This window comes from Actinoplanes oryzae, assembly GCF_030757795.1.
In the GTDB taxonomy this organism is placed as follows: domain Bacteria; phylum Actinomycetota; class Actinomycetes; order Mycobacteriales; family Micromonosporaceae; genus Actinoplanes.
The window spans coordinates 1-11,620 of the sequence record NZ_JAUQWH010000231.1 but is presented as its reverse complement, the minus strand read 5'-3'; the positions used below and the strand labels follow the sequence as shown (position 1 = coordinate 11,620).

At 73.0% G+C, this 11,620-nt stretch carries 10 protein-coding genes and 1 pseudogene; 7 read left to right on the top strand and 4 right to left on the bottom strand.

The features are described 5' to 3' along the window. The 3 genes and pseudogenes from RBH18_RS40500 to moaC all read right to left on the bottom strand — a co-directional run. Positions 1–414 (bottom strand): annotated as a pseudogene (locus RBH18_RS40500) (molybdopterin molybdenumtransferase MoeA); the annotation flags it as partial. Next, on the bottom strand, positions 411–896 hold the full coding sequence (locus RBH18_RS40495) for a MogA/MoaB family molybdenum cofactor biosynthesis protein (RefSeq protein ID WP_306215829.1): 486 nt from the start codon (positions 894–896) through the stop codon (positions 411–413). The gene RBH18_RS40495 and the pseudogene RBH18_RS40500, both read right to left, overlap by 4 nt. After that, positions 893–1,354, bottom strand: coding sequence for a cyclic pyranopterin monophosphate synthase MoaC (moaC, locus tag RBH18_RS40490; RefSeq protein WP_372339062.1), 462 nt, complete (start codon positions 1,352–1,354; stop codon positions 893–895). Before moaC ends, RBH18_RS40495 begins: the two co-directional genes overlap by 4 nt. Before the next feature lie 603 nt (positions 1,355–1,957). On the opposite strand from moaC, the gene RBH18_RS40485 reads away from it, so the two are divergent. From RBH18_RS40485 to RBH18_RS40470, 4 genes are all read left to right on the top strand, one after another. Then, positions 1,958–4,465, top strand: a complete 2,508-nt coding sequence (locus RBH18_RS40485) for a putative bifunctional diguanylate cyclase/phosphodiesterase (RefSeq protein WP_306215827.1) — start codon at positions 1,958–1,960, stop codon at positions 4,463–4,465. Further along, positions 4,462–5,673 carry a glycosyltransferase 87 family protein gene (locus RBH18_RS40480; protein ID WP_306215826.1) on the top strand — a complete coding sequence of 404 codons (1,212 nt, stop codon included), beginning with the start codon at positions 4,462–4,464 and terminating at the stop codon, positions 5,671–5,673. The genes RBH18_RS40485 and RBH18_RS40480 overlap by 4 nt, the downstream gene beginning before the upstream one ends. A gap of 1 nt (position 5,674) precedes the next feature. Beyond that, positions 5,675–6,106 carry a TFIIB-type zinc ribbon-containing protein gene (locus RBH18_RS40475; protein ID WP_306215825.1) on the top strand — a complete coding sequence of 144 codons (432 nt, stop codon included), beginning with the start codon at positions 5,675–5,677 and terminating at the stop codon, positions 6,104–6,106. Positions 6,107–6,187: 81 nt separating this feature from the next. Then, positions 6,188–6,847, top strand: a complete 660-nt coding sequence (locus RBH18_RS40470) for a maleylpyruvate isomerase N-terminal domain-containing protein (RefSeq protein ID WP_306215824.1) — start codon at positions 6,188–6,190, stop codon at positions 6,845–6,847. Here the strand turns inward: RBH18_RS40470 and RBH18_RS40465 are convergent, their stop codons facing one another. Beyond that, positions 6,848–8,209, bottom strand: coding sequence for an SUKH-3 domain-containing protein (locus RBH18_RS40465; RefSeq protein ID WP_306215823.1), 1,362 nt, complete (start codon positions 8,207–8,209; stop codon positions 6,848–6,850). It abuts the gene before it with no gap. Between the two features lie 135 nt (positions 8,210–8,344). Here RBH18_RS40465 and RBH18_RS40460 point away from each other — a divergent pair, with 135 nt between their 5' ends. The 3 genes from RBH18_RS40460 to RBH18_RS40450 form a co-directional block, all read left to right on the top strand. Next, complete coding sequence (locus RBH18_RS40460) at positions 8,345–8,746, top strand: YbaB/EbfC family nucleoid-associated protein (protein ID WP_306215822.1); 402 nt, start codon at positions 8,345–8,347, stop codon at positions 8,744–8,746. Then, the gene (locus RBH18_RS40455) at positions 8,743–9,063 is read left to right on the top strand and encodes a hypothetical protein (protein ID WP_306215821.1); all 321 of its coding nucleotides are present in this window, start codon (positions 8,743–8,745) and stop codon (positions 9,061–9,063) included. The genes RBH18_RS40460 and RBH18_RS40455 overlap by 4 nt, the downstream gene beginning before the upstream one ends. Continuing rightward, positions 9,060–11,620, top strand: a 2,561-nt coding sequence (locus RBH18_RS40450) for a WXG100-like domain-containing protein (RefSeq protein WP_306215820.1), incomplete at its 3' end; no start/stop codon positions are given. The genes RBH18_RS40455 and RBH18_RS40450, both read left to right, overlap by 4 nt.

Genomic DNA, 11,620 nt, shown 5'->3' with positions numbered 1-11,620 from the left:
GGCTTCGTCGCCGGGCAGCCGCCACTCGGGCTGCGGCCGCGGCTCGCCGCTCACCAGGCCTGTGGCGTCACGCGTGGACTCCTCGACGCGGACCAGGGCGGACGCGCCGGCGGGCACCATCGCGCCGGTGGCGATTTCGACACAGGTGCCCTCGTCGGTGAGCGGCCCGGGCACGCTGCCGGCCAGCACCCGCCCGACGGGGCGCCATGGCGCCGGGCCACGCACCGCCCAGCCGTCGATGCTCGAGGTGGGGAAGGCGGGGAGATCGGTCAGGGCGACGAGCGGCTCCGCGAGCGTGCGGCCGTCGGCTCCGGCCAGGGGCACGGTCTCCACCGGTCCGGCGGCGGCGCGGCCGGCCTCGTACGCCAGGGATCGGGCCTTGTCCCAGTCGACCGGGAGACTGTGTGCGCTCACTGCTCAAGCCTATGGTCGCCGCCGCGGATCTGCTCCACCGTGTGCGCCAGGATCGGCTTGAGCACCGCCAGCCCGTCCTTCGCCCCGCCGGTCGAGCCGGGCAGGTTGACGATCAGCGTCCGGCCCGCGACCCCGGCGAGGCCGCGCGAGAGGGCTGCCGACGGCACCTTGTCCCGGCTGTACGCCCGGATGGCCTCGGCGATCCCCGGAATCTCGAAGTCGAGCAGCGGCCGCGTCGCCTCGGGCGTGCGATCGGTCGGCGTGACCCCGGTGCCGCCGCTGGTCAGCACGACCTCCACACCCTCGGCCACGGCAGCGCGCAGCGCCTCGGCCACGGGCTCGCCGTCGGGCACCACGACCGGGTCGGCGTCGACGTCGCAGCCCAGCTCGCGCAGGCCGGCGACGAGCCGGGGGCCGCTGGTGTCCGCATAGACGCCCGCGGCGGCGCGGTTGGAGGCGACGATCACGCGGGCGCGCATCACGGGCGCTCCCAGAGGCCGGTCTTGCCGCCCTCCTTGCGCAGCACCCGGATCGCCTCGATGCTCGCTGCCGGGTCGATGGCCTTGACCATGTCGACGAGCGCGAGGCCGGCGGTCGCCACGGCGGTCAGCGCCTCCATCTCGACGCCGGTGCGGTCGGCCGTCTTCGTGGTCGCGACGATGTCGACCCCGGAGTCGGTGACAGTGAGGTCCACCGAGACGCCGTGGAGCCCGATGGGGTGGCACAGCGGGATGATCTCGGGGGTGCGCTTGGCGCCCATGATCCCCGCGAGCCGGGCGACGGCCAGGGCATCACCCTTGGGCACGCCCTCACCGCGCAGCAGCGCCACGACCTCCGAGGTGGTGTCGAGCCGCCCGGCCGCGACCGCGCGCCGCGCACTGACGTCCTTACCGGACACGTCGACCATGTGCGCCGCGCCGGCGGCGTCGACATGTGTCATTTTTTGCGCGTCTGTCACGCTGACAGCTTATCGAGCCACAAGATGGTCTTGGTTTTCGGCACGCCGGAACCGCAACCGTTTGTGTTTAGGCGCTCTCTTTCCGTGACCATTTCCCGAGCACAATCCGATGTACGCAGTGAATTGGTCCATAGCGCGCTTTTTGAATGCGACGGCACCCCGTGTCCGGGCTTACATTGCATCGTGTCCGGGCACCTCGATTCCAGTTCGCACCCGCGTCGTTTACCTGCCGGAAAGGCCGGCGACCCCGGCGCGGAGTAATTCAGTAGCGGAGCGTTGCGGCACCGTTACTTATGGGTACGAAGCAGACAAGACTCGCATTTCGTGAAACGAGCGACAAATCATTGTTGGCACCGTGCCGATCCTTTCCTAGCCTGTTGAGCGGGAAAGGGAAGCCGATCTCCACAAGATTTGCATCGGAGCGCCTCCGGAAACGGAAGCCGGCGCCATTCACGAGAGGGAGGTGCGGGATGCGTGACTTCGTCTGGGGCTGAGCCCGAGGTCTCCCCGCCGTCACAGATTGCTCGGCAGGGATTGACAGCCCGTATGGGCGACGCGCGACCATGGGCTCATGGGGCGCGCGAGATGAACGACGCGAAGGCCGACAGGCAACTCCGGTTGTATGTCGGCCTCGTCGCGTGCGCAGCCTTGGGCTGCCTGGTCTGGGCCGTGTCCCACGCACCCGGCCTCCCCGCGGGCCGGCTCTTCCTCCCGGCCGCGTGCACCGTCATCATCGCCGTGGCGACGACCCCGCTCATCTGGTTGCGCATCCGGTCCGACAAGCGCGGGCACAACGTGACCTCCGGGGCCATCCTCGTCGCGGTGGCCATGCTCCCCGCCCCGTGGGTGCTCGTCTGCACCGCGCTGGGCGTCGTCGCCGGCTTCTCCGGCATCCGGGACCCGCTGAAATTCACCTTCAACGTCAGCCGGGAGATCGTCGCCACCAGCGCCGCCGTGGGTGCCGCCTCACTCGCGGGCATCCGGCCGGCCGCCACCCTCGTCGTGGACATCCCCCCGTTGTCCGTGCTCGTGCCGGGGCTGCTGCTGGCCGCGGTGGCCTTCGCCGCGATCGACGACCCCGTCGGCAGCCGCGTGGTCTCGCTCGCCACCCGCACGCCCTGGCGGCAGATCCTGCTGCGCAACTTCGACGTCACCGTCGTCCTGCGCGCGACCAACCTGGCCCTGGCGCTGTTGGTCATCCTCGTGGTGGGCTACGCGGAGCTGCTGATCGTCGCCATGGTGCCCACCGTGCTCGCGGTGCAGTTCGCCACGAAGAACAAGATCCGCCAGCGCGTCGAGCACCACGCGTGGCAACGGCTCGCGGGCACCGCCGTGCAGCTCAACGCCACCGAGCTGACCGTGGTGCTGCACGCCGCGGTGACGCGTACGCCCGAGCTGTTCTCGGCCGACGAGGCGGAGATCGAGCTGCACGACGTGACCCCGCCCCGGCTGGTCCGGGGGGCCTCCGACCGGCTCAGCTACGAGGGACCACGCTCGGAGGCTCCGGCCCGCGACGGCGTGTCCATCGAGGAGATTCTCGAGGCGCCGGACAGCACCCCGATCGGCGTGCTGCGGCTGCGCTTCCGCAAGGCCGTCGGGCTCGACGAGTCCGAGCGCTACAAGCTGCAGACCCTGGCCGCGTCGCTGTCCACGGCGATCGGCAACGCGCGGGCGTACGCCCAGCTGCGCGCCGTGAGCGCCGAGAACGCCTATGCCGCCGCCCACGACCCGCTGACCGGCCTGGCCAACCGGCGTGAGCTGCTCGAGCACGCCGAGCGCTGCTTCGCCGACCGCGAGTCCGACGGCATGCTGGCCATGCTGCTGATCGACCTCAACCACTTCAAGGAGGTCAACGACACCCTCGGGCACGCCGCCGGGGACGTCGTCCTGCGCGAGGTCGCCCACCGGCTCGAGGAGGTCTCCCAGCCCGGCGACCTGGTCGCCCGGCTCGGCGGCGACGAGTTCGCGGTGCTGCTCACCGGCCTGCCGACGCCGGCCGTCGCGACCCATCGGGCCACCACGATGCTGACCGCGCTGGAGCCGCCCATCGTGGTCGACGGCATGCAGCTCAACGTCGAGGCCGCCGGGGGCATCGCGCTCGCGCCCGGCAGCGGCGGCGTGCAGGAGCTCATGCGCCGCGCCGACGTGGCGATGTATCAGGCGAAGCGCGGCGGCCGGGGCACCGCCACCTACGCGCACGCGCACGACACCGCCGACGTCGGGCGCCTGATGCTGGGCGGCGAGCTGCCGCGCGCGGTGGCCGAGCACGAGTTCGTGGTGGACTTCCAGCCGATCGTGGACCTGGGCACCGGCGAGGTGCTCTCGGCCGAGGCGCTGGCCCGCTGGCACCACCCCGAGCACGGCAACCTGACGCCGATGCAGTTCCTGGAGACGGTCGAGCGGTCGGGGCAGCTGCCCGCCTTCGCGGACGCCGTGCTGGAACAGGCGCTGACGGCCGCCGCGTCGTGGCGGGACGCCGGCTTCGACCTGCCCGTGGCGGTCAACGTGTCGCCGCGCAGCCTGCTCGACCCGACCTTCCCGGCCGCCGTGCTCGAACGGTTGCGGTCGCACGCCGTACCGGCGGATCGGCTGGTCCTGGAACTTGCCGAGACCCTCACGCTGAGCCAGCTCGATGTGGTGGCCCGGGCGCTGCGGGAGCTGCGGGAAGCCGGCGTGCGGCTGGCGCTCGACGACTTCGGCAGCGGCCACTCGTCGCTGTCGCTGCTGTCGCGCATCCCGGTGCACCAGTTGAAGATCGACCGCGAGTTCGTCACCGGGGTCGAGACCTCGTCCGAGGCCGCCGCGGTGATCCGGTCGACCGTCGACCTGGCGCGCAGCCTGCACCTGGCGGTGGTCGCGGAGGGCGTCGAGAGCGAGCCGCAGCGGCACGCGCTGTGGGAGCTCGGCTGCGTCGCCGGCCAGGGCCACCTCTTCGCCCGGCCCATGCGGGCTCCGCGCCTGCTCGCCACGCTGCAACGCGGCTCCGGCGGCCGGCCCGGCGTGCTCGCCACGCCGCTGCACACGGCCGGTTCGGTGGTCCGGCTCCCACGTCGCCGGCCGCCGAAACCGCCCGTGCCACACTTGCCTGCGTGAGGCTCCCGGGGCGTATCGACCAGACCGTGGGTGACGCCGCCCTGTACGGACTTTCCGCGGCGTTCGCCCTTGTCACGGCCCTGACCTCGACTTTGCTGCCACACCGTGCGTGGGGTGCCGTGGCGTTCTGGGCGTACCTTGCCGGGTTCGTGATCGTGGCCGTGCAGCTGGTGTCGCGGCGGCCCGCCTTCCGCTTGACGCTGACCTGGCTCGTGTGGGGCGGCAGTGCGCTGCTGCCGCTGGTCGTGCAGGCGGTGCAGCGGGCCGGCGGGCGCACCGACCGGGCGCAGGAAGAGGTGCTGGTCGCGGAGCAGATGGGCGAGCGGCTGGCGCACACCGGCACGCCGTACCTGAACCGCGACGCGATCCTCGCCCTGCCTCCCGGAGAGCAGTTGCTCGGCTATGCGCCGTACCAGCCGGGCATGGGGATCTTCGGTCTGCCGCGCGCCTGGTTCGGCGACTCGTGGGTGACCGACGCGCGGGTGTGGTTCGCCCTGGTCACCGCGGGCGCGCTGGTCGCGGCGCTCGCCCTGGTGGGGCCGCAGGTCCGGGCGCTGCAGTTCGCGACCGTGCTGCCGATCTGCGCGCTGACGCTGGCCACGGGCGGGGACGACCTGCCGGTGCTGGCCCTCTGCCTGCTGGCCCTGGCCTGCTGCGCCACCGGCCGGTACGCCGCCGCGGGGCTCGCCGTCGGGGCGGCCGCCGCGCTGAAGCTCTTCGCGTTTCCGGTGCTGGCCGTGCTGGTGGTGCTCGCCTGGCGTACCGGGAATCTGCGCCGGTTCCTGCCCGGGGCGATCGGCCTGCCCGTGCTGACGCTGCTGCCGGTCTTCGCCGTGGATGCCGGTGCCTTCGTGGAGAACGTGTTCCGCTTCCCGCTCGGCCACGGGGTCGTCACCAGCCCGGCGCAGTCGCCCTTCCCCGGCTATCTGATCTCGCAGGCCGTCCCCGGCGGGCGCTACGTCGCGGCCGCCCTGCTGGTGGCGGTGGCGCTGGCGATCCTGGTGCTGCTCCTGCGCCGTCCGCCGCGCACGGCTGCCGCCGCGGCCCTCTTCAGCGGGTACGGGCTCCTCGCCGCGATCCTGCTCATGCCGACCACCCGCTTCGGCTACCTCCTCTATCCGCTGGCGTTGCTCGTCTGGGCCCCGGCCCTCAGGCAATACACAGCTCTGGAGGCACCACGGAGTGACACGGCCTTGTACCGTTTGTGAGATGCAGATGACCTGTCCCAAGTGTCACGGCGAGATGCGGGTCTACGAGCGCAGCGGTGTCACGATCGACCAGTGCACCGAGTGCCGGGGCATCTTCCTCGACCGCGGCGAGCTGGAGAAGCTGTTCGACGCCGAGGCCACCTTCAACCGCCAGGCGCAGGCTGCTGCCCCGCCGCGCCCGGCCCAGGCTCCCGGAGCGCCGGGGGCTTACGCGCCGCCGCCTCCGCCCCCGCACGGTGGCGGTTACGCGTCTCCTCCGCCGCCCGCCTACGGCCAGCCCGGTTACGGGCAGCCCGGCTATGGACAGCCTGGTTACGGGCAGCCCGCCTACCCGCCGGCGGCTCACGGTGGGTATCACGGGCACTACCGGCAGCGGGGTTACCACGGGCACACCCGGCACCGGAAGAGCTTCCTGAACCAGCTGTTCGACTGAGGTCTCCGGCCCGCCCGGTGCGCCGGCCTCCGCGGCGGCGTGCCTGGGCGGGCTCGTGCTTTTTCGTGCTTTGATGCGGCCGTGACTCTTCCTTCCGGGTCGGTGGTGGCGGCTGCGCTCGAAGCCGCGTACGCCGGGGTGACCGCCGTCGTCGCCGGGCTGTCCGACCGCGACCTGCTGCTGCCGTCGGGCTGCCGCGGCTGGACCGTCGCCGACCTGCTGCTCCACGTGACGGGCGACGCGCAGCGGGCCCTCGTCGCCCTGCACACCCCCGCCGTCGCCCCGCCGGACGTGGACTTCGTCTCCTACTGGCGCGCCTTCCCCGGCGGCTCCGAGGAGCTCGGGCCCAACGTGCAGTGGATCCGGCGCAGCGCCGCCGCTTTCCAGCGCCCCTCCGGCATCGTCGGCCTGTGGACGGACACGGCGCCGGCCGCCGCGCACGCCGCCCGTACAGCGGAATTTGCCGGTTTTGTCGGCACGCAGGGGCACATGCTGGCCGTGCCCGACTTCCTGGCGACGCTCGTCACCGAGGCCGTCATCCACCATCTCGATCTCGTGGCGGAACTGCCCGGGGCGCCCGACCCGGCCGCGGAGGCCGTGCGCATCGCGGTCGCGACCCTCGCCGGCCTGGCCGGACCGGCGGGACTGCCCGCGCACTGGTCGCCGCTGGAGACCCTCCGCAAGGGAACGGGCCGCGAGCAGCCGGACGTCCCGGACTCCCGGTTCCCGCTGCTCGGGTGATCACCACGTGCCGTCGTCCCGGACCCGTTCGGCGGGTCCGTCGCCGGTCAGCAGGTTGATCAGGGCCTCGTCGAGAGTCTCGCCCACGAACCACTCCCCGCCCTGGTCCAGCGCGAAGACCCGGCCACGCTCGTCGATGGCGATGATCGCGTCGCCCTTGGCCTCCACGCCGAGCGGGAAGAGCGCCACACCCAGCACCTCGCCGAACTCGCCCAGCACGTCGGCGGTGTGCGCCGCGGCGGCGGGTTCGAGGTTGAGCCAGCGGACCTGACGGCGTACGCCCGGGCCGCGCACGCCGCAGAAGATCCCGGGAAAATCGGTGAGCGCCGCCCGCGCCGCCGGGAACGCCCGGAGCCGGTGGCGGGTGCCGGGCACGGTGAGCGCATCGTCGATCATGCCGTCGGCGAGCGCCTCGGCGACAGCCGCGGGCACCGGGCGCCAGCCGCCGTCCGCGAGCACCCCGGCGACCGGTTCGGGGAAGCGTCCGGGCTGGGCGATGTTCGCCGACCAGGGGCGGAAGGGCTCGGTCCAGGCCAGGCACGACCATGGCAGCAGGGCGAAGTCGACCAGGACCGTGATGCACGACTCGCACGGGCGCGCTTCGGCTCCGGCGAGCGGATCGCCCGGCTCGCGGATGAGAAAAGCGCCGAAATTGGCCGTACGCAGCCAGGCGCGCGCCGCGTCCTCCCGCAGCTCGTCGCCGTCGCCTTCCTGCAACCCGTGGCCGTCGCTTTCGTGCAACCCCTCGGCGCCGCTCTCGTGCAACCCCTCGGCGCCGGCCTCACTTCGCAGCCCGTCGTCCCCGTGCAGCGCGTCGCCGCCGGTCTCACTTCGCAGCCGGTCGGCCTCGTGCAGCGCGTCGGACAGGACGATCAGCTCGGCGTGCCGGTCGGCGCCTCGGACGGTCGCGGGCGCGCCCAGCTCGGCGAGCCGCCGCGCGACCAGCGGGTGATGGTCGATCGTCTGGTCGCCCTTGGCCCCGCGCGCGGTGAAGAGCCGTCCGTCCACTGTGAGATGCGCGGCGGTCGTCGGCGAGGCCAGGCGGCGTGCGTTGCGCCGGAGTTCGACCTGCGGATCGACGGTACGCCGCTGCGCCGCGACGATCGGGCGCCGCTCGCGGTACATCGCGGCGACCACGGCGGGCGGCACCCCGGGAAAGGTCGACAGGACGCCGGTCTCGCGGTCGATCACCGTACGGGCGTGGTCACCCGGCATCGGCCGTACCGTCCGGGGCTGGCTCGTCCACACCACGAACCCGAGATCGAATTCGGACACCATGGGCGTGCACTCGTACCCGCGGCGCTCGGTCTCGCGGCGCGCCCAGCCGGCGGCGATCTCCTCGGCCTCCGCTCTCGTGATCATCCCGCTCCTTCGCAGCTCCTCCGGTGAACGACCTGCGCCCGCCATACGTGTACGCAGTGAAGTTACAACAACACATACAGTTGCAGCGCCCGCTACTGTCAAGTGTGTCGATGGATGGTTTCCGAGGAGGCGACCATGGCCGAGGCAGCCGACCGGGACGTCAACCGCGCCCTGCGCGCCCGCTTCGACGAGGTCTACGGCGACTACCAGCGGCTGCGGTCCGGGATGGACGATCTTCAGCAGCGCCTGGCCGGCCTGCGCGCGACCGCCCGCTCCGAGGACGGGCTGGTCACCGCCACCGTCGGCCCGCGGGGGCAGCTCGTGCACCTCGAACTCGACCGGGCCGTGCACCGCGACCTGCGACCCGACGAGCTCGCCGACCTGATCGTCGCCGTCACCGCCGCGGCCGCCACCAAGGTCGCCGGCGAGGTGCAGCGACTGCTCGCCGGACACTTCCCGGCGAGTTCCGGGACGATGCGGTTCCTGCGCAGCAACGACCTCGGGTCGCTGCTCGACCGCCAGGACGAGGCGTCATGACGGACCTGCGGCTGGACGCGGACCGAGCCGCCCGGGCCGGCGCGGACCTCGCCGCCGCCGGAGGCCAGCTCGGCGCCCTGCGAGCCGACGCCGGCGCGGAGGTCGAGGCGCTCAGCGGGGCGCGCCCGTGGGGCAAGGACGACATCGGGCAGGCGTTCGAGCGCAACTACCGGCCCGTCGAGCAGCAGGTGCTGCACGCCTGGGACCTGCTGGGACGCCACGTGGCGGGACTCGGCGACGAGGTGGTCCAGGCCGTCCGCGAGGCGCTGGCAGCGGATGACCGGGCTTCGACCCGGCTGTACGGGCGCCACCGATGAGCATCCTGCCCAGCCCGATCCCGCACCCGCTCGAGTACTGCCCGTTCGACGTGCCGGGGTGGGCGTACGAGGCGCTCGAATGGGTCGTCGGCTTCGACTGGCCGGACGGCGACGAGCGCGCGACCTGGGATGTCGCCGACCAGTGGTACGCGATCACGAGCACGCTGGCCCACGCCCGTACGGAATCGGCGGACGCTGCCACGCAGGTGGCCGGCGCGTACACGGGGGTGGGGGGTGCCGCCTTCGGCGAGGCCTGGACCCGCCTCGCGGGCGCGCCGGACTCGCCGCTGGAAATCCTCCTCCAGGCCACCGACGAACTCGCCCGCCTGGTCGACGGCGGCGGCGCGGACATCGAGGCCGCCAAGCTCGAGGCCTGGATCGAGATCGGACTCTTCCTCACCGAGCTTATCGGCATGGCCGTCGCCGTCGCCCTGACCCTGGGCGCGGCCTCCCCGGCGGCGGGCGGCCTCATCGCGGCGACCCGGCTGGCCATCCAGCAGATCTTCAAGCGCCTGGTCGAGCAGATGTCCCGCAAGGCGGTCAAGCAGACGGTCAAGGCGGCCGGGCAGCGCGCGGTCAAGCAGCTCACCACCGGCTCGGGCCTCAAGCACCTGGGCCGCGAGGCGCTGGACGAGGGCTTCGACGAGGCGCGGGAGGAGCTGGCCACCAACGGGGGCATCCAGGCCTACCAGGCGAACGGGAGCCGGGTCGACGGGGTGGATCTGGCGGAGCTGGGCCGGGCGGGGCTGAGCGGCTTCGCCGGGGGCTTCGCGGCGAGCGGCGCCCATGCGGGCGGGCGGCACGGGGTCACCCGGGGCGCGGCGGCGGAGGTCTTCGGGGAGGTCGGCGGGTCCGCGGTGAACGGCGGCCTGCCCGGCTGGGACGACCTGGCCAAGGCCGCAACCTCCGGCGGCGCGGGGTCGGCGCTGGGCGCGGGGGCTTCGGGGGTCTCGTCGTCCCTGCTGGACAAAACGGGCGCGCTGTCCTCGCTGCTCGGGGAGCCCACGGCCGGATTGCCTCCCTCCCCTGCTCCGGCCTCTTCCCCCTCCGCGCTCTCGTCCCCTCCGCTCCTCTCTTCCCCTCCGCTCCTCCCGTCTCCGCAGTCGCCTTCCCCCACGTCGCCTTCCCCGTCCGCGCCTTCTTCTCCCACTTTGTCCTCCCCGCCTTCGTCCTCTCCGCCCTCGTCCTCCCTTTCGCCCTCGCCCTCCCTTTCGCCCGCGCCCTCGCCCTCGCCCGACCTTCCTGGTGGCGCCTCGCGTGACCTGCCGTCGCCCGCGGCCGAAGCTTCCACTTCCGCGGCTCCCTCTTCCGCGACTTCCTCTTCCGCGACTTCCTCTTTCGTTGCTTCCTCGGCGCCCGATTTGTCGATGCTCGACACCTCGTCGGCCGCGCCTCCTGCCGTGGCTTCTTCCGCGCCTCCTGCCTCGGCTTCTCCCCTCGTCGCGGCACCCGACGTCGCGGCACCCGACGTCACGGCACCGGACGTCACGCCTCCGGCCGCAGCGTCGACGGGAGCGGCGACGGTCGGCTCGACAGCCGGCTTCGGGGCGCTGACGCCGGGGCTCGACCCGCCGGCGCCCGGTAAGGGACGGCACCATCGGGCGCCACGGCACCGGGCTTCGTCCGTACCTCGGCATCGGGATCTCGGGCGGCCGGCGCAAGCCGGGCCGACGGGTCCGCAACCGCCCGGCCGGTCCGAAATAGACAGCTACGTGCGCTTCGCCCGGGAGCAGCGCGCGGCATACGCCCAATTTCGCAAACGAGACACCATCGAACGCCTCGAGGAGAAGGCCCGCGCCGAACGCGCCCGAGCCCGCCGCGCCCGCCGAGCAGCCTTCGTCGCCCGGACGTTGCGACTCGACCCGGGCCTGGCCGAGTTCCACGCGGCGCACGTGGCAGACGCCACAGCGATCGCCGACCGGGCCGAGGGCGAGGCCCGCATCCTGCGCGACCCCGGCTACTCCCCGGACGAGGGCGCGACGATCACGGTCGACCCCCAGGACTGGCACCTCGCCAACCGCGATGGTGGCCGGCTCGCCCCGGGCCCCGTCTCCCTGGGTCCTGTGTCCATGCTCACCGGCACCGACGACCCGCCGTCGATCGTGCACACCCGCCGCTACGGCGAGTTCGGCGGCCTGCGCCCCCCGCTCGCCCAGCACCAACTGGACCTCGAGCAGGCCCTCCCGCGCCACCCGTCCGGCGCCCCGCTGCGCGCGGCCGACCCCCGATCGGCGTACTTCCAGCTGCTCAACGACGGCGGCCCCGCAGCCGACCCGACGCGCGGCATCAACTGCCAGGACTGCGTGCTGTCCTTCTTCGACACGTACGTCCACGGCCGCCCCCGCGTCTCCGCCCCCCGCACCTTCGACGCCTACAAGGACGGCGACCCCCAACGCCCCCTCTACGGCGAGAGCAACGGCCCCGAACGAGTCGAACAAGCCACCGGCGGCCGCCTCCAGTCCCTCTGCCGAGCCGACAAGATCCAGGACGACCCGGTCCGCGCCCAGCAGCAGGTGTCCGCCGCCCTCGGCCAGGTCGCCGAACACCTCCGAACCGG

Excerpts from the sequence above, each read along its gene's own strand:
- RBH18_RS40455 (WP_306215821.1), top strand. The coding sequence starts at position 8,743 with ATGACGGACCTGCGGCTGGACGCGGACCGAGCCGCCCGGGCCGGCGCG.
- RBH18_RS40465 (WP_306215823.1), bottom strand. The coding sequence starts at position 8,209 with ATGATCACGAGAGCGGAGGCCGAGGAGATCGCCGCCGGCTGGGCGCGC.
- moaC (WP_372339062.1), bottom strand. The coding sequence starts at position 1,354 with ATGACACATGTCGACGCCGCCGGCGCGGCGCACATGGTCGACGTGTCC.
- RBH18_RS40485 (WP_306215827.1), top strand. The coding sequence starts at position 1,958 with ATGAACGACGCGAAGGCCGACAGGCAACTCCGGTTGTATGTCGGCCTC.
- RBH18_RS40460 (WP_306215822.1), top strand. The coding sequence starts at position 8,345 with ATGGCCGAGGCAGCCGACCGGGACGTCAACCGCGCCCTGCGCGCCCGC.
- RBH18_RS40475 (WP_306215825.1), top strand. The coding sequence starts at position 5,675 with ATGCAGATGACCTGTCCCAAGTGTCACGGCGAGATGCGGGTCTACGAG.